Annotated in this window: 19 protein-coding genes; 9 read left to right on the forward strand and 10 right to left on the reverse strand. The window is 65.0% G+C overall.

Features of this window, described 5'->3' with window-relative positions; genetic code table 11:
• Window positions 1–27: 27 nt before the first annotated feature.
• The gene (locus EN857_RS20240) at window positions 28–627 is read right to left on the reverse strand and encodes a LysE family translocator (RefSeq protein WP_127309544.1); all 600 of its coding nucleotides are present in this window, start codon (window positions 625–627) and stop codon (window positions 28–30) included.
• 96 nt (window positions 628–723) lie between these two features.
• Between EN857_RS20240 and EN857_RS20245 the strand changes: the two genes are divergently transcribed.
• Window positions 724–1593, forward strand: a complete 870-nt coding sequence (locus tag EN857_RS20245; RefSeq protein WP_127393896.1) for a LysR substrate-binding domain-containing protein — start codon at window positions 724–726, stop codon at window positions 1591–1593.
• A gap of 250 nt (window positions 1594–1843) precedes the next feature.
• On the opposite strand, the gene EN857_RS20250 is transcribed toward EN857_RS20245, so the two are convergent.
• The 3 genes from EN857_RS20250 to EN857_RS20260 all read right to left on the reverse strand — a co-directional run bounded on the left by EN857_RS20250 (window position 1844) and on the right by EN857_RS20260 (window position 5067).
• Window positions 1844–2494, reverse strand: a complete 651-nt coding sequence (locus tag EN857_RS20250) for a dihydrofolate reductase family protein (RefSeq protein WP_127393895.1) — start codon at window positions 2492–2494, stop codon at window positions 1844–1846.
• Window positions 2495–2643: 149 nt separating this feature from the next.
• Entirely contained in the window at window positions 2644–3543 is a 900-nt protein-coding gene (locus EN857_RS20255; RefSeq protein ID WP_127393894.1) for a protein-L-isoaspartate O-methyltransferase, read from the reverse strand.
• Between the two features lie 162 nt (window positions 3544–3705).
• Complete coding sequence (locus EN857_RS20260) at window positions 3706–5067, reverse strand: Nramp family divalent metal transporter (protein ID WP_128346340.1); 1362 nt, start codon at window positions 5065–5067, stop codon at window positions 3706–3708.
• Between the two features lie 230 nt (window positions 5068–5297).
• On the opposite strand from EN857_RS20260, the gene mntR reads away from it, so the two are divergent.
• On the forward strand, window positions 5298–5753 hold the full coding sequence (gene mntR, locus EN857_RS20265; protein ID WP_187331431.1) for a manganese-binding transcriptional regulator MntR: 456 nt from the start codon (window positions 5298–5300) through the stop codon (window positions 5751–5753).
• A gap of 97 nt (window positions 5754–5850) precedes the next feature.
• Window positions 5851–6039: a hypothetical protein gene (locus EN857_RS20270; RefSeq protein WP_127393220.1), complete on the forward strand. Its 189-nt coding sequence runs from the start codon at window positions 5851–5853 to the stop codon at window positions 6037–6039.
• Between the two features lie 18 nt (window positions 6040–6057).
• Here EN857_RS20270 and EN857_RS20275 read toward each other — a convergent pair whose 3' ends face one another.
• Complete coding sequence (locus tag EN857_RS20275) at window positions 6058–8109, reverse strand: hypothetical protein (protein WP_245493360.1); 2052 nt, start codon at window positions 8107–8109, stop codon at window positions 6058–6060.
• 182 nt (window positions 8110–8291) lie between these two features.
• On the opposite strand from EN857_RS20275, the gene EN857_RS20280 reads away from it, so the two are divergent.
• Both EN857_RS20280 and EN857_RS20285 read left to right on the forward strand, forming a co-directional pair.
• On the forward strand, window positions 8292–9206 hold the full coding sequence (locus EN857_RS20280; protein ID WP_127393219.1) for a neutral zinc metallopeptidase: 915 nt from the start codon (window positions 8292–8294) through the stop codon (window positions 9204–9206).
• 164 nt (window positions 9207–9370) lie between these two features.
• Window positions 9371–10639 carry a TCR/Tet family MFS transporter gene (locus EN857_RS20285; RefSeq protein WP_127393218.1) on the forward strand — a complete coding sequence of 423 codons (1269 nt, stop codon included), beginning with the start codon at window positions 9371–9373 and terminating at the stop codon, window positions 10637–10639.
• Between the two features lie 13 nt (window positions 10640–10652).
• On the opposite strand, the gene carA is transcribed toward EN857_RS20285, so the two are convergent.
• Window positions 10653–11858 carry a glutamine-hydrolyzing carbamoyl-phosphate synthase small subunit gene (carA, locus tag EN857_RS20290; RefSeq protein WP_128346341.1) on the reverse strand — a complete coding sequence of 402 codons (1206 nt, stop codon included), beginning with the start codon at window positions 11856–11858 and terminating at the stop codon, window positions 10653–10655.
• Between the two features lie 321 nt (window positions 11859–12179).
• Here carA and EN857_RS20295 point away from each other — a divergent pair, with 321 nt between their 5' ends.
• The gene (locus EN857_RS20295) at window positions 12180–12629 is read left to right on the forward strand and encodes a GatB/YqeY domain-containing protein (RefSeq protein ID WP_127284896.1); all 450 of its coding nucleotides are present in this window, start codon (window positions 12180–12182) and stop codon (window positions 12627–12629) included.
• Window positions 12630–12662: 33 nt separating this feature from the next.
• Here EN857_RS20295 and EN857_RS20300 read toward each other — a convergent pair whose 3' ends face one another.
• Window positions 12663–13649, reverse strand: a complete 987-nt coding sequence (locus tag EN857_RS20300) for a hypothetical protein (protein ID WP_135859039.1) — start codon at window positions 13647–13649, stop codon at window positions 12663–12665.
• Between the two features lie 124 nt (window positions 13650–13773).
• On the opposite strand from EN857_RS20300, the gene EN857_RS20305 reads away from it, so the two are divergent.
• Window positions 13774–14331 (forward strand): GNAT family N-acetyltransferase, encoded by a 558-nt coding sequence (locus tag EN857_RS20305; RefSeq protein ID WP_127393204.1) that lies wholly within the window; start codon window positions 13774–13776, stop codon window positions 14329–14331.
• Window positions 14332–14419: 88 nt separating this feature from the next.
• On the opposite strand, the gene EN857_RS20310 is transcribed toward EN857_RS20305, so the two are convergent.
• From EN857_RS20310 to EN857_RS20320, 3 genes are all read right to left on the reverse strand, one after another.
• Window positions 14420–15601: an MFS transporter gene (locus EN857_RS20310; RefSeq protein ID WP_127393205.1), complete on the reverse strand. Its 1182-nt coding sequence runs from the start codon at window positions 15599–15601 to the stop codon at window positions 14420–14422.
• Between the two features lie 100 nt (window positions 15602–15701).
• Window positions 15702–15941, reverse strand: coding sequence for a DUF2061 domain-containing protein (locus EN857_RS20315; protein WP_127393206.1), 240 nt, complete (start codon window positions 15939–15941; stop codon window positions 15702–15704).
• A gap of 111 nt (window positions 15942–16052) precedes the next feature.
• A complete protein-coding gene (locus EN857_RS20320; protein ID WP_127393207.1) occupies window positions 16053–17717 on the reverse strand; it encodes a Na/Pi cotransporter family protein in 1665 nt (554 codons plus the stop codon).
• A gap of 387 nt (window positions 17718–18104) precedes the next feature.
• On the opposite strand from EN857_RS20320, the gene EN857_RS20325 reads away from it, so the two are divergent.
• Both EN857_RS20325 and dnaG read left to right on the forward strand, forming a co-directional pair.
• On the forward strand, window positions 18105–18473 hold the full coding sequence (locus EN857_RS20325) for an RcnB family protein (protein WP_135859041.1): 369 nt from the start codon (window positions 18105–18107) through the stop codon (window positions 18471–18473).
• Between the two features lie 143 nt (window positions 18474–18616).
• Window positions 18617–20554 (forward strand): DNA primase, encoded by a 1938-nt coding sequence (dnaG, locus tag EN857_RS20330; protein WP_135859043.1) that lies wholly within the window; start codon window positions 18617–18619, stop codon window positions 20552–20554.
• The last annotated feature ends 329 nt before the right edge of the window (window positions 20555–20883 follow it).

The raw sequence follows: 20883 nt of genomic DNA on the forward strand, positions 1-20883 counted from the left end.
AACCGCTGCGCAAGTTCCTGGAATTGCTTAGACTGGCCGCCACATCTGCAGGATCGAGGCGGCCAGCAGCAGGCCAAGCACGATGTTGAGGGCGCGCCATTGCCGCTCGGTCTTGAGCAGCCGGGCGAGCAGCGCGCCGGCCACGCACCACAGCGACAGCGAGAACGCCGCGGCAAGGCCGAACACCGCGCCGAGCAGCAGCGCGAGCCGCAAGGGTCCGTCGGCAAGCGCTGCGAAGGATGCCGCGGCGCCCAGCCCCATCGCCCAGCCCTTGGGGTTCATCCACTGAATGCCGGCGCCACCGAAAAAGCTGTTCGGCCTGGCCATGGACACGTCGAGATTGGGCGGGCCGCTGCGGCCGATCTTGACTGCCAGCCAGATCAGATAGAGCGAACCCGCGATCTTCATCGCCAGCTGCAAGGACGGCACGGCGGCGAGCAGCCCGGCAAGCCCGGCGGCACCAGCCGCCGCCACCGTGGCCAGGCCGGCGGCGCTGCCGGCCATCAGCGGCACGGAGCGGCGAAAGCCGAACTGCGCGCCGGAGGCCGTCGACAGGGTCGTGGCGATGCCGGGCGTCGAGGTGGAGATGAGCGCGAACAGCACGAGGGGAAGGAGGGTTTCGGGCATGCAGGCTCCTTGCGCGGGAACCGACATGCTAAGGTTTGCCAGATATCAGTAAATGCAATGTTTGATATGGTTTGCATTAGCATCTATAATGCAAAAATGATCCGCAATCTCGACACCGCCTTGATCCGAACCTTCGTCACCGTCGCCGACAGGGCCAGCATGACGGCGGCGGCCAATGCGCTCAATCTGACGCAAGGCGCCGTCAGTCAGCAAATCAAGCGGCTGGAGGACGTTCTTGGCTGCAGCCTGTTCGAGCGTGACCGGCGCGGCCTGCGGCTGACCCGCGCCGGCGAGCGGCTGTTCGGCAAGGGCAAGCGCCTGCTCGCGCTCAACGACGAGATCTGGACCGAGATGGCCGGCAGCGCGGTTGCGGGGAAGGTGCGCCTCGGCGTGCCTTACGACCTTGTCGGCACGTTGCTTGCGCCGGTGCTGAAAGCCTACGCCGAAGCCCATCCGCAGGTTGAGATTTCGCTGGTTTGCGCTTCCTCGCCGGAGCTTGCGGCGGCGCTTGCGGCCGGAACGATCGATCTCGCCATCATCGAGGAACGAGCCGGCCCCACCGCCGGCGAATGCCTGCTCGTCGACCGACTGGTCTGGGTCGGAGCGAGAGGCGGCTCGGCACGCCTGAAGCGCCCGCTGCCGGTGTCGATGGTGGCCGACACCTGCGCGTTTCGTCCGTCAGTGCTCGCTGCCCTCGGCGCGCATGGGCTCGACTGGCGCACTGTGTTCGAGAACGGCAACATCGATGCCACGACCGCTACGGTCCGTTCCGACCTTGCCGTCACCACCTGGCTGGCATCGACCGTGCCCGCCGATCTCGACATCCTGTCGTCCGGTCCGGACCTTCCGGCGTTGCCGAGTTTCGCCATCAACCTGCATCTGCCGAAGCATGGCATCGAGCCCGCTGCGCGAGAGTTTGCGCGACACATCCGCGATGGGCTCGTGCGGCGGCCGGTGGCCGCTTGAGCTCGAGCAGAACTTGGGTTCCTCTCCCCCGTCGATCGGGGGAGAGGTGTCGAGCGAAGCTCGACGGAGTGGGGGTCGACCTGGGCTCGGGCGTTGTTACTTCAAGCCGGCGCCTCGCCCTTATTGAGGCGCCGCCGCGAGTTGTCAGCGAGGGTGTATTTGAGGAGCGTCTTCCCCCACTCCGTCGCTGCTCCGCAGCGCCACCTCTCCCCCCTCCGGAGGGAGAGGAAAGGTGCCAATGCCCGCCCCGCTACTTCCAGTTCCTGCGCCGCTCGAGCTCGGCATCCGACGGCTTGTCCTGAGCAAAGGAGCCAGTGCGGATCTCGCCGCCGCGCTCATACGTCGCCATGATGACGCCGGTGGTGGTGGCCTGTGACTTGACGAGCTTGAAGGCGGCCGGCATCGCATTGTCACCGAACAGCCGCTTGCCCTTGCCCAGCAGCAGCGGGAAGGTCATCAGCTTGATCTCATCGATCAGCCCGTTGGCGAGCAGCGTCTGGATCAGGTTGCCCGATCCCTGGATGAGCAGGTCGGGTCCGTCTTCCTGCTTGAGCTGCCTGAGCCTTGCGACCACATCGGACCCAAGCGGCTCGGTGTTTTCCCAGGTCAGCGAATCCGGGCGGTGCGTCGCCACATATTTGGTCGCAGGGTTGAAGGCATCTGCGATCTGATCCTTCTGGTACGGCCAATAGGCGGCGAAGATGTCGTAGGTTCGGCGGCCGAGCAGCAGGGCGAAGGGTTTGGAAAACAGTTCCTCCATGGCCACGCCCGCCACCTCGTCGAAATAGTGGAACGTCCAGCCGCCGAACTTGAAGCCGCCAACCGGATCCTCTTCCGGACCGCCGGGCGCCTGCATGACGCCGTCGAGGCTGACGAATGTGGCAGCGATGATCTTCCTCATTGGAACTCTCCCTTTTCGTGATCCGCGCCATCGGGCCGGATCTTGGCCAAGAGCGGCTCGGCGTTTCATGGAATCGCTGATCTGCTCTAAGTATTTGTTTTGACGCAATTCCGGACGGAAAACCGCTGCGCACTTTTCCTGGAATTGCTCTAAGGACGCCTGGACGGGCGTCGGCCCGACAGCGGCCGCAAAAGATTCTGCCGCTCAGCGCGCTCATCCCCGCTGCCGTCGACGCCTCGCGACGAAAACCAGACGTCGCCGATGATGGCAGTGGCGGTGCGGTCCGGCGCCTTGTCGCTGATCAGCCAGATCGAGCGGCTGCGCGCCGCCTTTTCGCGATCGGGGATTTTCGCCAAGGGGTCCGTGGTCGATGCGCCGACGCAAGGGATGAACCACGAGCCCATGAACGGGCGGCAGGCAAAGCCGGATTCCGTGCTGGTCACCAGCACGGCCAGCGCGACGCGTTCGGCAGGGCGCCATGGGAAGACCATGCGGCCGCCCGGCTTCAGCGCCTTCAGCCAGGCGGCCGGAGGCGCTGCCACGCCGGCATTGACATAGACGATGTCGGACGGCGGCAGTGGGCTCGCTACGGCATTGCCGTGGATGACCGTCACGTTGCCAAAGGCGGCGAGGTTCTCCTCGGCCCGGGCGGCAAGTGCTGCGTCAAGCTCGAAGGCGATGACCGCGCCGGGCGCGACCAGCTTCGCCAGCAGCGCGGTGTAATAGCCGGTGCCGGCGCCGATATGGGTGACGACCTCCCCTGGCTTGGGCGCGACCTTGCCGATCCACATGGCGTGCAGGATGGGCTCGCCATTGTTGATGCCCTTGTCGGCATCGAGCGCCACCAGCACGTTCTGGTAGATGTGGGAGGGATCTGCGGTCGGCGTCTCGACCCTGCCGTCACCGGCGACGACGGTCCACGGCCCCGGCCCGAGAAAGGCCTCGCGCGGCACCGTGGCGAAGGCCTCCTCGAGGCGCGGATCGGCCGAGCCGGCATGGGCGGCCATCAGTCGGGCGTAGAATTGGCGGGCCTCGGCGGTTCCGGTCATGGTGGCTTGAGAAGATAGCGCGGCCCGCGGATTTGTCGCGGTGGCGCGGGTCCCCGGGCGTGCCGCGCCTGGAGGAATTCAGGCGGCACGCCTCAAGTCGCTTGCTTTCATGCATGTCGTCGTCCCAAACCGCAGCGCACTCTTGGGCGACGTGCATTGTTCTCAGCCGAAGCCGGCGATGGTGTCGTAGAGCAGCTTGAAATTGAGCACGAGGATGACGGCAGCGACGACCCAGGCGAGCATGGCGACCGCGCGCGGGATGGCGAAATTGCCCATCTTGTTCTTGTCGGAGACGAACTGCACCAGCGGAATGACCGCGAAGGGCAACTGCATCGACAGGATCACCTGGCTGAACACCAGCAGCTGGCCGGTGCCCCTCTCGCCGTAGAGCGCGGTGACTATCACCACCGGAACGATGGCAATGCCGCGCGTCAAGAGGCGGCGGGCCCATTGCGGGATGCGCAGGCGCAGGAAGCCTTCCATGACGATCTGGCCGGCAAGCGTCGCCGTGACCGTTGAGTTGAGGCCGGAGGCGAGCAACGCCACGGCGAAAAGGATCGAGGCGATGCCGAGGCCGAGCAGCGGCGACAAGAGCTCGAAGGCCTGGCCGATCTCGGCGACGTCCTGATGGCCGGTGCCATGGAAGGCCACCGCCGAAACGATCAGGATGGAGGCGTTGACGAACAGCGCCAGGACCAGTGCGATGGTCGAGTCGGTGGTCGCCCACTTGATCGCATCGCGCTTGCCCCGGTCGGTGCGTTCATAGGCGCGGGTCTGCACGATCGAGGAGTGCAGGTAGAGATTGTGCGGCATGACGGTGGCGCCGATGATGCCGATGGCAATGTAGAGCATCGCCGGATTGGTGACGATCTCGGGCGACGGCACGAACATCGAATGCAGGATCGAGCCGACCGGCGGTGCGGCGGCGAAGATCTGGATGGCGAAACAGCCGAAGATGATGATCAGAAGTGCGATGACGAAGGCTTCGAGATAGCGGAAGCCCTTGTTCATCAGGAGCAGTACCAGGAAGGCATCGAGCGCGGCAAGCATGGCGCCGCCGATCAGCGGGATGCCGAACAGCAGCTGCAGCGCGATCGCCGTGCCGATGACCTCGGCGAGATCGCAGGCGATGATGGCCAACTCGCAGGCGATCCACAGCAGGAAGTTGACGGAGCGCGGATAGTAGGCGCGGCAGGCCTGGGCGAGGTCGCGGCCGGTGGCGATACCGAGCCGGGCGGCAAGCGCCTGCAGCAGGATCGCCATCAGGTTCGACAGCATGATGATGAACAGCAGCGTATAGCCGAACTGGGCGCCGCCGGCGAGGTCGGTTGCCCAGTTGCCCGGGTCCATATAGCCGACCGAAACCATGTAGCCCGGGCCCATGAAGGCGAACAGGCGGCGGAACCAGATGCCGGTCTGCGGCACGGTGATGGAGGCGTTGACCTCACGCAGGCTGGGCTGTTCGTCCTCGTCAGGCCGGGCAAAACGCCACGCGGATCTGGATACGGCTTCTGCGTCGGACATCAGGGATTTCCGCTGGAAAGGGTCGAGGTTGGCCCTTATCTATGCCACGGCTCAACATTATGCAATAGGCTATATTTCATTGTTTATGCTTTTGCGACGATGCCAACGGGCGGAGCGACCAGGCTCCTGACCCCGTTGCGCCTGCCGCGGAATGCAAATAAACGGCCAGACCAGCCGGGCTCCGTGCTATGACTACGGGCCCGATTCAACGTTGTTTAGAGGAGCGCGCATTGGCGCTAAGGAACAGACCGGTTCGACGCGAAGAGCCGCTTCCGGACGCCGATGTCCATTCGGAGGGCTTCCGGCAGACGCGCGAAGCGCGCCGCGGCGCGCTCGTCGAGGACTATGTCGAGCTGATCGCCGACCTCATCGAGGATGGCAACGAGGCGCGGCAGGTCGACATCGCGGCCAGGCTCGGCGTCGCCCAGCCGACGGTGGCGAAGATGCTGACCAGGCTCTGCGCCGACGGACTGGTTTCCCGGAAACCCTATCGCGGCGTGTTCCTGACCGAGGCCGGCCGCAAGGTCGCGGAGGAAAGCCGCATCCGCCACCAGACCGTGGAAGCCTTCCTGCGCTCGCTCGGCGTCAGCGCCGAGACGGCGCGCATCGACGCCGAGGGCATCGAGCACCATGTCAGCGCCGAGACGCTCGAAGCCTTCCGCAAGGCGATGATCGCGCCGCGCTGAGCCTCGTCAGCCGCCGTGCTTGGCGGGCGAAACCCCGGAACCCCGATACGTCCAGAACGTTGCTCTTCGGCGCGATAGCCGCGCCAGGGAGGAAGAGATGGGCGTTGAACAGGCACCGACCGCAAAGGGCAAGCAGGCCGCAAAGGGACTGAGACAGGCGGCGGCGAAAGACGAGCGCAAGACCGAAGCCGAGACCGGCCGTCCGCTGGAAAAGGGCGCGGCGCGTTTCGAGGAGCGCTCGAAAAGTTCCGACGGCAAGAGCGCCGGCAGCAAGCAGAAGCCTTGAAGATTCCAGCCGGCGCGTTCACTCCTCGGTGTCCTGCACCCAGCTGCGTGGATGGCCGTCGACGCGGAACTGGAAGATGAAATAGGGCGGGATGCAGGTGCCCTTGCCGGGCTTGGCCTCGGCCAGGTCTTCATAGCCGGCGGTGCAGATATAGTCCTCGCGGCAGGGATGCGTCTTGTCGCAGGCGCGCAGGCCGGCGGTCTTGGTGAATTCCCTTGTGCAATATTTGTGGTCCTTGCCGGAGCCGATGCAGTCGTTGAAGCCGGTCTTGGCGAGCCGCCCGCAACTCGCCTCGTCGGGCAGCTTGTCGCAACTGGCCTTACGCAGCATGCCGCCCGGAAAACCGCCGGTCTTCTGCTCGGGGTTGTCGTAGCGCTGGCGCGCCGCGCCATAGCCGGCAAGCTTGATCGGCGGCTTCTTGTCCCTGGCCGGGTCGATGGCGCAGGCTTTCGCCGTCGCCGGCGAGAGGCGGCAATACTGGTCGCTGCCCCATTTCGACATCCTGATCTCGCCGAACTCGACGGTGTCGCCGACCGCGGTTCCGGCCTCGCTGACGCAGGTGCCGAAGCCCGGATGGATGGCGCTTTCGTGGACGCCGGCGCAGCGCAGGCCTTCGCCGCAGGTCCAGTCCTTGAAGCTTTCATCCGTGCCGCGATAGCAGATCGAGCCCCAGCCATTGTAGAGGTCGGTGCCTTTCAGGGCGTCGGCGAATTTCGCATCCGGACGGGCGGCGAAGCCCTTGCTGAAATCGGGATGCTCGCCGGCGGCGAACTGCTCGACGATGGCCAGGCGGCGCGGCAGGTCGGCGAAGAAGACCGCCGAGCCCGGCACGAACACGGCGTTGCGCCGCGGCTCGCTGGCCGGATCGGCGCCGGTGTAGTGGAAACCGGCGATGCCGTGGGTCTGGTGGCAGCCGGTGCAGCTCATCTCGTTGAGGCGCAGATTGAAGCCGGCCACCGACTTTATGGAGCGCAGCGCGTTGCCCCTGGCGACATAGTCCTTCAGCGCCTTGTCGACGGCGGCATCATCGAGCAGGCCATAGGCGATGTTGTTTTGCGAGCGCGCCATGCCGCCAGGCGCTACCGAGACGGCGCTGGTCGCCAGGAATTTATCGTCGACGATCAGCCGGCCGCGATCGAGATCGTAGATGTTGCGGTCGGTGAGCAGCCATTTGGCGAAGGCCTGCCGGTCCGCCAGCACCGTCTTGCGGTCGATCTGGTTCTCCATCCGCGATTCCTGGAAGGTGGCGGTGGCCGGATCCCATTTGAAGATCTTCAGCAGATATTCGGCGTGGCCGCCGAAATCGCGGCGGGTCGAGGCCGACAGGCGCAGCACCTGCATGTTGAGCTCGACCCGCATGATCTGCGAGGAATTGAGCATGGCGCCCGACAGCGGGCCTTCGTCGGAGCGCAGCCAGGCCGCAAGCTGCTCGGGCGCAAGGTCCTTCCCGCCGGCCGCCAGCCAGCGCCTGGCGACGTCGGCGCAGGACCCATCGGCGGCGCGCGGGCGATCCTTGGAGGCGCGCCCCGTCGCGGCAGTCGGCTTGGCGTTGAAGACCAGGCTCATCGTCAGCGGCAGCCGCGAGGAGACCCGCTCTCCGGGCTTTTCCTCGACCGAATAGTGGAAACGGTAGATCAGCCGGATCTCGCCGCATTCGGTGTGGCCGAGATAGCCGCGATCCATGCGGTTGACGACGCCGGTGAGGTCCAGCGTCGAGCCGTTGTCGTCGATGTATTTCGGATTGAACTTCTGGCTCGTGTCCTTGGACTTGGCCAGTCCCGCGACATAGGGATCGGGACTTGCCGCGGGCTCGTCGGCGATCTCCTGCTTGACCGCATTGCGCACCGGGGTCAGCGCGCGCACCGAAAACAGGCCGCGATTGTCGACGTCGCGCGTCAGGCCGATCGCCGGGCCGAGCAGTCGGCTGATCGACAGGCCGCCGCGCTCGAGCGCCTGCAAGGTCGCGGGGTCGGTGACGGCGACGCTGGAATCGAGCGTGGCGGCAGGCGCCGCCCCAGCGCCGAAACCGGCCAATACCAGCAGAAACAGGAAACGGCCGATCGTCCGCAAGCGCCCCTCGCATCCCCTTGTCCGGCGCCATGCTACAGGCCTTGCGCCGCCCATTCCAGCGCCGGTTTGCGAGCGAAAAATGCTGTGACTTGCTGCAACCATTGGGATAATTGTTTGTTGGGTCTGATTGGCACCAGGATGCCGGCCTGGCCGTTTGGAAATTCGCATCGCGAGGAGTTGCCATGCTCTGGAGAGGCCGCCGTCAGAGTGACAATGTCGAGGACGAGCGCAGCGACACGGGTGGCAGCGGCGGATTCGGCGGCGGCAGCCCGGGCCAGTTCCGCATCCCGATCGGGGGCCGCACCGGCGGCGGCTCAAGCATCTTCATCGTCATCCTGGTTGTGCTGGCCGGCTGGTATTTCGGCTTCGATCCGTCACAGATACTGGGCGGCGGCGACAGCAGCGGCCAGATCACCGACGACAGCGGCAGCGAAGGTGGCGGCGCGGGGGCCCCGGCTTCCGACGAGATGAAGCAGTTCGTCTCGACCGTGCTTGCCGAAACCGAAGACACCTGGAAAGGCATCTTCCAGGCCAATGGCCTGACTTACGAAGATCCGAAGCTGGTGCTGTTCAGCAGCCAGATACGCTCGGCCTGCGGCTTCGCCTCGGCTGCGGCCGGACCGTTCTATTGTCCGGGTGATCACAAGGTCTACCTCGACATGACGTTCTTCCAGCAGCTCGACCAGCAGTTCGGCGCTTCCGGAGAGTTTGCCCGGGCCTATGTGATCGCGCATGAGGTCGGCCACCATGTGCAGAACCTCACCGGCATCCTGCCCAAGTTCAACAACATGCGGCAGGGGATGAGCGAGGCCGACGCCAACCACATGTCGATGCAGGTCGAACTGCAGGCCGACTGCTTCGCCGGTGTCTGGGCGCATTACACCGCGCAGAAGGGCATTTTGGAACAGGGCGACATCGAGAGCGCTCTCAATGCCGCCAAGCAGATCGGCGACGATACGCTGCAGAAGAAGATGCAGGGCTACGTGGTGCCGGAAAGCTTCAACCACGGCACATCGCAGCAGCGTCAGACCTGGCTGGCTCGTGGCTACAAGAGCGGCAAGCTCTCGGACTGCGACACGTTCAACAATCCGATCTGAGGCGGCGCATCGGGGTTCCTGCTACGGCGATCGGCATCGGCCATCGCGGCAACTGATGTCAGGATGAGGCAGTTGCCGTCGTTCCCTCATTGTTCTTGGTGGCGGGCTCGCCTATAAGGTGCACCCGCCTTTGCTGCAAGGCGGCCGAGGAGCTTGACACCATCATGATCGACCCCAAGACCGCCAGGCGGGGCCTTGCGCTCGTTTTCACGACGCTGCTGCTCGACATTATCGGCTTCGGCATCATCATGCCGGTGCTGCCGGCCTATCTGCAGGAACTGACGGGGGTCGGCGTCAGCGAGGCGGCGATCGAGGGCGGCTGGCTGTTCTTCGCCTATGCGGCGATGCAGTTCGTGTTCGCTCCCGTCATCGGCGGGTTGAGCGACCGCTTCGGACGGCGGCCGGTGCTGCTTGCCTCCGTGCTCACCTTTTCGATCGACAATCTGATCTGCGCCATCGCCTGGACCTACCCGATGCTGTTCATCGGGCGCCTGCTGGCCGGCATCTCCGGCGCCAGCTATTCGACGACCTCCGCCTTCATCGCCGACATCTCGACCGATGAGAACCGGGCGAAGAATTTCGGCCTGCTCGGCATCGCCTTTGGCGTCGGCTTCGTCATCGGCCCGGTCCTGGGTGGGCTGCTCGGCACGTTCGGGCCGCGCGTGCCGTTCTATTTTGCCGCCGGGCTTGCGTTCGTGAATTTCCTGATCGCGCTGTTCCTGCTGCCGGAGACGCTCGACGACAAGCATCGCCGCCGCTTCGAGTGGAAACGCGCCAACCCGGTAGGCACGCTCATCCAGATGCGCAACTACCACGGCATCGGCTGGATCGGCCTAGTCTTCTTCCTGATGACGCTCGGACACATGATGTACCCGGCGGTGTGGTCGTTCGTGTCCAACTATCGCTATGGCTGGAGCGAGCAACAGATCGGCTTGTCGCTCGGCGCCTTCGGCCTGTGCGGGGCGATCGTCATGGCCACCGTCCTGCCGCGCGTTATCCCGAAGCTCGGCGAGTGGAGGACGGCGGCGATCGGCCTGACCTTCACCGCGCTCAGCGCCTTCGGCTATGCCTTCGCCTCACAGGGCTGGATGATCTATGCGGTGATCGTCGTCGGCTGCCTGGAGGCACTGGCCGATCCGCCGCTGAGAAGCCTTGCCGCGGCCAAGGTGCCGCCTTCGGCGCAGGGCGAACTGCAGGGGGCGATGACGTCGATCTTCTCGATCACATCGATCATCACACCGCTGCTCTACACGGGGATCTTCTCGTGGTTCACCGGTCCGAACGCCCCGGTCGTGTTCGGCGGCGCGCCCTATCTGCTGGGTGCGGTCTTCCTCACCCTGGCGGTGATCGTCTTCGTCACGAAAGTCGCCAAGCCGACGCCGAAGGAGGTCGAGCGCATGCACGCGCAGGAGGCCGTGACCGATCCGGCTTGAGAAGTTTGATCTGCTAGGCGCGTTCGGCCAGCGCCGGCTCGCCGCGCTTCTCGCGGATGAGGTTGACGAAGCGGCGGAACAGATAGTGCGAATCCTGCGGGCCGGGCGAGGCCTCGGGGTGATGCTGGACCGAGAACACCGGACGGCCGGTGAGCGCGATGCCGCAGTTCGAGCCGTCGAACAGCGAGACATGGGTCTCCTCGACGCCTTCCGGCAGCGAGTCGGCGTCGACCGCGAAACCATGGTTCATCGAGACGATCTCGACCTTGCCGGTGGTGTGGTCCTTGACCGGATGGTTGGCGCCGTGATGGCCCTGATGCATCTTGGCGGTCCTGCCGCCCAGCGCCAGCGCCAGCATCTGGTGGCCAAGGCAAATGCCGAACACCGGGATTTCGGTCTTGAGCAGGTCCTGGATCACAGGCACCGCGTAGTCGCCGGTCGCTTCCGGATCGCCGGGACCGTTGGAGAGGAAGATGCCGTCCGGCTGCATGGCGAGGATTTCCTCGGCGCCGGTCTTGGCCGGCACAACGGTGACCTTGGCACCGAGGCCGGCGAGCAGACGCAGGATGTTGCGCTTGACGCCATAGTCGATAGCAACGACGTGCAGCGACGGCTCGGCCTGCTCGCCAAAGCCTTCGTTCCAGACCCAGGGCGTCTCGCGCCAGACGGAGGATTGCCCCGAGGTGACCTCTTTGGCGAGGTCGAGGCCGATCAGGCCCGACCAGGCGGCGGCGCGCCGCTTCAGATCGTCGAGGTCGAAGACGCCGTCCGGCGCATGCGCGATGACGGCATTGGGCATGCCCTTTTCGCGGATCAGCGCGGTCAGCGCGCGCGTGTCTATGCCCGAAAGCGCGACGATGCCGCGCTTCTTCAGCCATTGGTCGAGATGGCCAGCGGCGCGGTAGTTGGACGGGTTGGTGACATCGGCCTTGAACACGGCGCCGACGGCGCCGGCGCGGGCGGCCGGGTTGAGGTCCTCGATGTCCTCGTCATTGGTGCCGATATTGCCGATATGCGGGAAGGTGAAGGTGACGATCTGGCCGGCATAGGATGGGTCCGTGAGGATTTCCTGGTAGCCGGTGAGCGCGGTGTTGAAGCAGACTTCGGCGACCGCCGATCCGGTGGCGCCGAGGCCGCGACCCTCGATGACGGTGCCGTCGGCAAGCACCAAAAGCGCGGTCGGCTTCTCGGTATTCCAAGGGGCAGTCGTCGTCGCCATGGCGGCACTCCTGTAAGGCTGCGTTACAGCGGGTCTGGGACCAACTGCGCAGCAAACGGCGCGGAGCAGCGATTTCTGCGGCTTCCGCGCGTCAGTTCTTCTCGCTCATGCCGTTTTCCCAAAACCGCTATGCACTTTTGGGCGGCATGAACTCATTGTCTCATGCAGGACCGAGTACATAGGCGAAGGCGCCAAAGCGGTCAATGCGGTGGCCGGAAACCAGTCCCGATTTTGTTTCTCCAGCAATATCAGTGGCTTGCCTGGATTTGCTTTGCGCGCGGGGCAAAGCTATTGTCCGCGCCGTTCGAAGGAGAGAGCACGATGCGCGAAAAAATCGCCGAATCCCTGAAGAGCGCGATGAAGGCGCAGGACAAGCACCGCTTGCCCACTCTGCGGCTGATCCAGGCCGCCATCCACGACCGCGACATCGCCAATCGCGGTGCCGGCAAGCCGGCCGCGAGCGAAGAAGAGATCCTGCAGATCCTGGCCAAGATGGTGAAGCAGCGCGAGGAATCGGCGAAGGCTTTCGAGGACGGCAAGCGGCCGGAACTGGCCGCGCAGGAGCGTGGCGAGATGGAGATCATCCGCGGCTTCCTGCCGACGCAGCTCGACGATGCCGCCGTTACGGCTGCGGCACGCGAGGCGATCGCGGCGACGGGCGCCGCCAGCCAGAAGGACATGGGCAAGGTGATCGGCGCGCTGAAGCAGAAATATGCCGGCCAGATGGATTTCGGCAAGGCGAGCAGCATCGTCAAAGGGCTGTTGCAGTAACCTGCGCTCGCCCGCTTCACGGGGGAGGCGGCCTCACGACCCCTTGCAGATCGGCAGCGGCTGCGGCGGCGGCGCCGGATGGTCCTTCTTGTACTGGGCAATGATCGGCTCGAGGGTCTTCCTCGGCCAGAATTTCGGCCTGCCGATATCCTTCAGGCAGGATGCGTTCCAGTAGGCGCCCGAAGCGGAACGGCCGCCCGCCACGGCGGCGATGTCTCCCGATTCCGGATAGATGTAGAGCGTCGTCGGGTTGCCCTTGACCATCGCGATGAGCTGCGCGGCATCGGTTGCCGACCAGCTGGTGCAGCCATTGCTGCGGCCGCCGGCATAGTCCACCAGCTTGCCGAACGGCACCATGCCGTCATGGTCGGCGTAAGAGCTGTTGGGGTTCTTGCGCAGGCACATGCCGCGCAGAACCTGGGCCGCGTGGCCGCCAATCACGCGCTGCCTGGCATTGGCGGCTTCGCCTTCGCCGTCGAACTGGATGAAGGTGCGCAGGAAAGCCGTGTCCCGTCTTGCGCCGGTGCGATAGAAGCCCTTGAACGAGGTTTTCGCCTCGCGGGTCATGTAGGCGCCGCCGGCGGTCAATTCCGAATCCATCGCATTGCCGAAGTTCCTGGCGCATCGCCTGCCGTTTGAGAAATCGACGGTGCCTTTCAGGTTGCGGCCGCCGCCGTGGCCCGACGAGATCGCGTGAAACGACTGGCTGGCTTCGCAGATGATGTAGTAGCGGCGCCCCAGCACGCCGTTGCCGAGATCGCCGGGGCGCGTCGCATCCATGGCGAAGTAGCAGGGGTTGCTGACGGCGCCGGCGGCCACTTTTTTCAGGTAAAGCGCGCGCGCCCGCTCCAGAACGACCTCTGCGATCTGGCCATCGCCCTCGCCAACATGGGCCTGCAGCCAGGCCGGAATGCCGGACGGTTGCAGGGCGGCGAAAGATCGAGGCGAAGCCGTCAAGGTGACGACAATGGCAAGGAGGCTGAGGATAGCCACACCCAGCGGAACAGATCTCAACCGCACCAACTCATCCCCGTCAACGCATTGTGTCTTGCGATGAATCACCTGGAGGCGATCATAAAAGGTCTCGCGCCAATCTGCGAAACACTTCTAGTTTAGCTGCCCACCCCAAAGCCGGAATGGCATCATGGTTGAAATCGTCAAGCCAGCACTCGAACACCTGCCGTCCTACAAGGCGGCGCTGGAGCGCGGCTGGTCGCCGGACAATGTGCGGCTTGAGGAAGCGACGCGAGAGCAGCTCGCCGCCATCGAACAGGACCCGTTTGCGTTCCTCGCCGGTCTCGACGATCCCGGAGGCAGGGGGCTGCCGATCACGCTGCCGGACGGCACGACGGTGCCACGGCTGCCCGGCTTCCGGCGCTGGATCTGGGACGGCGAGGCCGCCGGCTCGATCGGCTTCCGCTGGCAGCCCGGTACGGCGGCGCTTCCCTCGCATGTTCTCGGTCATATCGGCTACGCGGTGGTGCCGTGGAAGCGAGGGCGTGGCTATGCGACCGAGGCGCTGCGGCTGATGCTCGACGAGGCGAGGGCGGTCGGCCTGCCCTTTGTCGAGATCACCGCCAAGCCGCAAAATTCGGCCTCGCACAAGGTGATCCTGGCCAATGGCGGCAGGCACGTCGGCCGCTTCTTCGAGGACGCAGCCTATGGCGGCGCCGAGAGCCTGCGCTTCCGCATCGATCTATAGCGGACGATGGCAGCCTGACGATCTGATTCAGGAGGGCGCGACAACGCGTTGTTTTGCCGTGTCTTCTGGCGCCGTGGCCGAGGCGTCGCTACTCGGCTGCCGCGGGCAGCGGCGGCGCCACGCGGCTGCGCCCTTCCCAGACTTGCGAGGCCACCGCCACGGCGACCGCGACCAGCATGGCCAGCGCGCCGACCACCGGCAGGCTACGGTAGCCGTAGCCGGCATTGAGCATGGCCGCACCCAGCGAGGCGGCGAGCGCGATGCCGACATTGAAGCCGGAGGGGATGAGCGAGGAGGCGAGATTGGAGGCGTCCGCCGTCCAGGCCAGGATGCGGGTCTGGATCGGCGCGCCGATGGCGAAGTTGAGGCCGCCCCAGATGACGATCGCAACGACCATCGGCACGGGGTAGGGGCTGACGGCATAGATGACGCCAAGCACCAGCGCCTGCAGGAGCAGCATGGTGATCAGCGACGGCATCAGCTTCCAGTCGGCCAGCTTGCCGCCGAGGAAGACGCCGATGGTTGCGCCGACGCCATTGAGCAGCAGCACCCAGGGCACCAGGCTCTCATCGAGGCCGGTGACTTCGAGCAAGGTCGGGGTGATGTAGGTGAACAGGCCGAACTGGCCGATCATCAGCATCAGCATCAGGATGAGCGAGGTCCAGACCTGCTGACGTCCCAGAACGCGGACCTCGTGCGAAAGGCTGGCGGGGCTGTTCGACGAACCCGCCGTGCGGGGCAACAAAGCAAGCATGGCGGCAATTGCCGCCACGCCCAGCGCGCCCATCACCCAGAAAGTGGCGCGCCAGCCCCAGAGGTTGCCGATCGCGGTTCCGGCCGGCACGCCGATGACGTTGGAAACGGTGAGGCCGGACAGGATGACCGCCACCGCCATGCCGCGCTTGTCTTCCGGCACGAGGCCGACGGCCACCACCATGGCGACCCCGAAATAGGCGCCGTGCGCCACGGCGACTGCAATGCGCAGAAGCAGCATCGAGGTGAAGTCAGGCGCCAGCGCGCAAGCCGCCTGGCCGATGGTGAAGGCGATGGCGAGGCCTATGAGCAGGGTCTTGCGGGAGATCGTCTTGGTGGCGAGTGCCAGCAGCGGACCGCCAACGGCAATGCCGCAGGCGTAGCCGGAGACCAGGTAACCGGCAGTAGGAATGGAAACGCCGAGGCCGCCGGCGACCTGCGGCAGCACGCCGGCGATGACGAATTCCGTGGTGCCGAAGGCAAAGGCGGCGATGAACAGGGCAATGAGAGGAAGCATGGCGCGGCAAGCGATCCCAAATGAGATGGCCTCAAACCATGGATGGGCGCCGCCGGCAATGCAGAAAATGTCGATGCCGCTTTAGCTTTTCTTGACCGGCTCAATCCGGTCGGTCAGCTGCCGATGGGGCCAGGAAGGCCGTCTTCCTGCCGTAAGGGATTTTCAGCCATGCCCGTTCATGGAGATAGTAGAGCAATGACTTGGTGACGACCTCGGTGGCGCCGATGGCGGCGGCCAGCTTGACGCTGCCCGTTACCACCAGCGAGATGATCATCGTGTCGATGGTGCCGGTGGCGCGCCAGGAAAGCGCCTTGGCGAAGCTGCGTGAATGGGTGTCCATCGCCGATCATCCTCCCAGTAGACCTCACACGATCCTTAGCCGAGAGACGAGAGGATGAGCAAAGACAAATTCTGATGGGACTGAGGTGATGTCGCCGCACCCGGTATCGACCTAGCCCGCCTTCAGCCTTGAACCGCCGAGCAGGCCACGCTCTTCCAGCACCGGATAGGCCATGGAGGCGAGCAGCGAGTTGATCTGCTTCAAGTCACGGATGGTGTCGAGGTGGATCGAGCTGGTCTCGACGCTCTTGGCGGTGCCGTCGCGCAGCCGCACGAAATGGCTGGCGCTGGTTTCCTTCTCGCGGTCGCGCAGCCGGTCCTTTTCCAGCACCAGCTGGCGGGCGGCCTCGGGGTCGCGCGAGACCAGCACGTTGAAGGCAAGGCGCGCATTGGCGAGCACCGAGGCATGGAAGGCGCTGAGCTCGCGCCAGCCTTCGGGCGTGAACTCCAGCCCCCGCTCGAGCTTCTTCCTGACATGCACCAGCATGTTGCGCACGATGATGTCGCCGACCTGCTCCAGCTTGACGCAGGCGCCGATCAATTCCTGGCAGCGCAGCGCCTCGTCCTCGCTCATCGGGTTCTTGGTGACCTTGGCCAGATAGAGCTTAATCGCCGCGTGTTTCTTGTCGACGCGGTCGTCGAGCGCGGCGAGCGCCTTGATCTTGTCGGCGTCGGCGCTCTCGTAGAGCTCGATGATGCGCTTCAGCATGATCTCGACGGTCTCGCAGACCCTCACGACCTCGCGGGTAGCGTTGGCCAGCGCCTGGCTCGGCGTATCAAGCGCGCTTTCGTTGAGCGCCGACAGTTCGACGATGTCGAGCGCCGAAGCCTGCTCCGGCTTGGCGCCGAGCGCCACGATCTTCTCCGAGGCGCGGTAGACGAGGCTGGCGAGCGGCAGGCCGGCGAGCAGGACGATCACATTGAACAGGATGTGGGCGTTGACGATCTGGTCGGGGACGCTGGCGCCGAGGAAGCCGACCGGCGGCTTCAGCGTCATGAACAGGATCAGCATGACCAGCGAGCCCATGCCGCGCATCAGCAGGTTGCCGACCGGCACGACGCGCACGCCGGGCTCGGCGTTGCGGGTGAGCAGCGGCGCGATGATCGAAGAGCCGAGATTGACGCCAAGCACCAGCACGATGCCGAGCTCGGGCGGGATGAAGCCGCGGCCAGCCAGCGTCACCAGGAGCAGGACGGCCGCGATCGAGGAATGGAACAGCCAGGTGACCAGCGCGGCAAGCAGGTAGGCGGTGACGAAATCGCCGGAGAAATAGTTGACGATCATCGGCATCAGCGTGCTCTGGCGCAGCGGTTCCGAGGCCTGGCCGATCATCTCCAGCGACAGAAGCAATAGGCCGATGCCGACCAGGATGCGACCGGACTGGCGCCAGTCGCGCCGCTCGGTGGCCATGAACATGACGGTGCCGGCGACCAGGCATACCGGGACCAGCAGCGAGAGGTCGAAGGTGAGCAGCTTGACCACCAGCGCCGAGCCGATCTCGGCGCCGCGCACGGCCAACTGGCCGGACATGCCGGAGACGATGCCGGCGCCGGCGAAGGAGCCGACCAGCAAGGTCACGGCGGTGGAGCTCTGCAGCGCGATCGAGAGGCCGCAGCCGGCCAGAACCGCCATCAGCGGATTGCGCATGGTGGCGCGCAGCCTGTGGCGCAGCGCATCGCCATAGGCGCGCTCGACGCCTGTCTTGACCATGCGGGTGGCGAACAACATCAGCGCCACGGCGCCGGCAAGATGCAGAAGGACGACGGAACCGCTCATGCGCGATCTCGCGATCCGACGGGCGCGCGCTGCGCGCGAGCCGAACCGTCGACCAGGCAATAGAGGGTGCGAATCATAGACATTTCAGAACCGAGAATACGCCGATTTACTTTAGCCGGATAATAGATTTTGACCGTCGGGCGACGGTTGGCGCACGACAGGGCGTGTCGGAAATGGATGGACGGCGATTTGGTTGCATGGCCCGCCGGCCCGGTGGCGGCATGCCGCCCGGCGCTCCCGCGCCTATCAAACGCCCCATCTGACGACGATGTTGAATTTGGCATCCTAAATGCAAGAAATCATTACATAATTGTAATTCTACCATTCAGTTTCGGTTCATCCCCGGCACCCTATTGCTTGTGCATCGACAACCAAGGAGTACCCGTGATGAAACGTCTCGTTCTTTCCGCCGTCGCCGCCTCGATGCTGGCCGTCACGTCCGTCTCGGGCCAGGCCGCGCCGCTCAATGCGCCGGTCGCGCCGCAGTCGAACTATAGCCAGGTCGACTGGCAGCAGCCCGGCAAGCACGTCGACGTGAGGAAGCGCGTCATCAAGAAGAAGGTCGTGGTGAAGCGCAGTCATTGGCGCAACGGGCAGAAGTACTCCAGCTGGAAGCGGCACCAGCCGATCCGCAATTACGGCCGTTATGGCCTGCGCCGTCCGGGCCCTGGCCAGGAGTGGATCCGCGTCGGCAACGACTATGTGCTGGTCAGCATCTTCTCCGGCATCATCTTTGGTGCCATCGCCGCGCAGTAAGCCAGCCAGCACTGAGCTGCGTTTTGAAGAAGGCGGCCGGCGACGGCCGCTTTCCTTTTGCCCTGTGGAAACCGGGCATCGTCCGTATTTGGGGTCGTGCGGTCCGGCAAGCGTGCTTATATGGACGGGAAAAGAGTTTCCCGATGCGCTTTCCGCCCGCCTTCCTCGACGAGATCCGCGACCGTGTGCCGATTTCCTCGGTCATCGGCCAGCGCGTCGCGTGGGACAGGAAGAAGACCAATGCATCGCGCGGCGACTATTGGGCCTGCTGCCCGTTCCATGGCGAGAAGAGCCCGTCCTTTCATTGCGAGGACAAGAAGGGCCGCTACCATTGCTTCGGCTGCTCGGTGTCGGGGGACCACTTCAAGTTCCTGACCGAGCTCGACGGCATGAGCTTTCCCGAGGCGGTCGAGAAGATCGCCGACATGGCCGGCGTGCCGATGCCGGTTCGCGACGAACAGGAGGAACGGCGCGAGAAGGAACGCGCCAGTCTGACCGATGTCATGGAGATGGCGACCGCCTTCTTCCAGGAGCGGTTGCAGGGGCCGGAAGGCGCAAAGGCCCGCGCCTATCTGAGGGAGCGTGGTCTGACCTCGGCGACCCAGCAGTCGTTTCGGCTGGGTTATGCGCCGGACAGCCGCAATGCGCTGAAGGAGCATCTTGCCGCCAAGGGCGTGCCGAAGGCCGATATCGAGGCCTGCGGGCTGGTGCGGCATGGCGACGACATCCCGGTCTCCTACGACTGGTTCCGCGACCGCATCATGTTTCCGATCCCGGATTCGCGTGGCAAGATCATCGCCTTTGGCGGCCGGGCGCTGGCGCCCGACGCGCTCGCCAAATACATGAACTCGCCCGATACCGAGCTCTTCCACAAAGGCAATGTGCTCTACAATTTCGCCCGCGCCCGCAAGGCACTGGCCAAGGGCGGTACGGTGATCGCGGTCGAAGGCTATATGGACGTGATCGCGCTGGCGCAGGCCGGTTTCGAGAATGCCGTGGCGCCGCTCGGCACCGCGCTCACCGAGAACCAGCTGGAGCTTCTGTGGCGCATGGCGCCGGAGCCGGTGTTGTGCTTCGACGGCGACAAGGCCGGATTGAAGGCGGCATGGCGTGCCGCCGATCTTGCGCTGCCGTCGGTACAGGCCGGGCGCTCGGCGAGTTTCGCGCTGCTGCCGGAAGGCAAGGATCCCGACGATCTGGTCAAGGCCGAGGGGCCGGACGCGTTCCGCGCGGTGCTTGCCGATGCGCGGCCGCTGGTGGACCTGTTGTGGATGCGCGAGACGGCGGGCGGCGTTTTCGACACGCCGGAGCGGCGGGCGGAACTGGGAAAGACGCTGCGTGAACTGACCAGCCGCATCCGCGACGAAAGCACGCGCTATCACTACCAGCAGGAGATGCGCGAGCGCGAACAGAGCTTCTTCGGCTCGCAGCGCGGCCCGCGGCAGGGTCGTCATGATGGCGGCCGGCCGGGGGAGCGCGGCCAGGGCAAGGCGCCCGGCGGACAGTTCGCCAAGGGCGCAAGCGGCCGCATCGCCATCACCGAGAGCCTCGGACAGTCGGCGCTGGTCAAGCGCGGCGAGGGCATGTCGGTGCGGGAGGCGACGATCATCGTGGCGCTCGTCAACCACCCGCCGCTGATCGACGAGAATTTCGCCCATGTCGAATTCCTCGACCTTGCCAATGCCGACTTGAAGAAACTGCACGCCGCGATCCTCGACGCCATGGCGCATGATGCCGCCGACGAGCGCGGCGCGGTGATCGCCACGATTGAGCGGGCCGGGTGCGGCGGCATCTGGGGGCGGGCGGTGGAACTGATCAAGCGCGCGCGGCAGTGGCCGGCGCTCGAAACCGCCGCGCTCGAGGATGCCCGCGACGCCTTCAACCAGGCGCTGCACTTGCAGCGCAGCGCGCGCACCTTACATAGAGAGCTGAAACAGGCGCAGGCAGCGCTCGACGCGGATCCCTCGGACGAAAATTTCCGGCATCTGATCGAGATTCAGGCGCAATTCAACGATGTACAGGCAACGGAAGCGCTGATCGAAGGGTTTGGCGTATCCTCGGGCAGAGTCGGGCGCGTATAGGGTCCAAACTCCGTCCAAAGAGCGAAATGGAAATGTCCCCGCGTCGAATCGACGCCTCTAAGTCGGGTAATTGATTCGCTTTTTTCATGCGAATCATGCGAGAGGCGCTTGACCTTCTGGCAGAATGGCGGAATCAGGACGATTCGAAATATTAACCCGTGCCAGGCGTCGACGGGAAAATTGAGAGATGCCGGGTACTGGTCACTGGACGGGCAAAAGGCCTGCCACAGATATCAGGGTTAATCTGGACTTAACGAGAGATGCGGTTACTGGCCCGGTGAAGAGCGTTCTGGTGCGAGCGCATCCGATTTGACCGGCACTGCAGCTTA

This window comes from Mesorhizobium sp. M4B.F.Ca.ET.214.01.1.1 (assembly GCF_004791545.1).
Taxonomy (GTDB): Bacteria; Pseudomonadota; Alphaproteobacteria; order Rhizobiales; family Rhizobiaceae; genus Mesorhizobium; species Mesorhizobium abyssinicae.

What these genes read in the sequence shown, in the direction of transcription:
- EN857_RS20240 (WP_127309544.1), bottom strand. Translation starts at nt 627, where the DNA reads ATGCCCGAAACCCTCCTTCCCCTCGTGCTGTTCGCGCTCATCTCCACC.
- EN857_RS20245 (WP_127393896.1), top strand. Translation starts at nt 724, where the DNA reads ATGATCCGCAATCTCGACACCGCCTTGATCCGAACCTTCGTCACCGTC.
- EN857_RS20250 (WP_127393895.1), bottom strand. Translation starts at nt 2,494, where the DNA reads ATGAGGAAGATCATCGCTGCCACATTCGTCAGCCTCGACGGCGTCATG.
- EN857_RS20255 (WP_127393894.1), bottom strand. Translation starts at nt 3,543, where the DNA reads ATGACCGGAACCGCCGAGGCCCGCCAATTCTACGCCCGACTGATGGCC.
- EN857_RS20260 (WP_128346340.1), bottom strand. Translation starts at nt 5,067, where the DNA reads ATGTCCGACGCAGAAGCCGTATCCAGATCCGCGTGGCGTTTTGCCCGG.
- EN857_RS20270 (WP_127393220.1), top strand. Translation starts at nt 5,851, where the DNA reads ATGGGCGTTGAACAGGCACCGACCGCAAAGGGCAAGCAGGCCGCAAAG.
- EN857_RS20280 (WP_127393219.1), top strand. Translation starts at nt 8,292, where the DNA reads ATGCTCTGGAGAGGCCGCCGTCAGAGTGACAATGTCGAGGACGAGCGC.
- EN857_RS20285 (WP_127393218.1), top strand. Translation starts at nt 9,371, where the DNA reads ATGATCGACCCCAAGACCGCCAGGCGGGGCCTTGCGCTCGTTTTCACG.
- carA (WP_128346341.1), bottom strand. Translation starts at nt 11,858, where the DNA reads ATGGCGACGACGACTGCCCCTTGGAATACCGAGAAGCCGACCGCGCTT.
- EN857_RS20295 (WP_127284896.1), top strand. Translation starts at nt 12,180, where the DNA reads ATGCGCGAAAAAATCGCCGAATCCCTGAAGAGCGCGATGAAGGCGCAG.
- EN857_RS20305 (WP_127393204.1), top strand. Translation starts at nt 13,774, where the DNA reads ATGGTTGAAATCGTCAAGCCAGCACTCGAACACCTGCCGTCCTACAAG.
- EN857_RS20310 (WP_127393205.1), bottom strand. Translation starts at nt 15,601, where the DNA reads ATGCTTCCTCTCATTGCCCTGTTCATCGCCGCCTTTGCCTTCGGCACC.
- EN857_RS20315 (WP_127393206.1), bottom strand. Translation starts at nt 15,941, where the DNA reads ATGGACACCCATTCACGCAGCTTCGCCAAGGCGCTTTCCTGGCGCGCC.
- EN857_RS20320 (WP_127393207.1), bottom strand. Translation starts at nt 17,717, where the DNA reads ATGAGCGGTTCCGTCGTCCTTCTGCATCTTGCCGGCGCCGTGGCGCTG.
- EN857_RS20325 (WP_135859041.1), top strand. Translation starts at nt 18,105, where the DNA reads ATGAAACGTCTCGTTCTTTCCGCCGTCGCCGCCTCGATGCTGGCCGTC.
- dnaG (WP_135859043.1), top strand. Translation starts at nt 18,617, where the DNA reads ATGCGCTTTCCGCCCGCCTTCCTCGACGAGATCCGCGACCGTGTGCCG.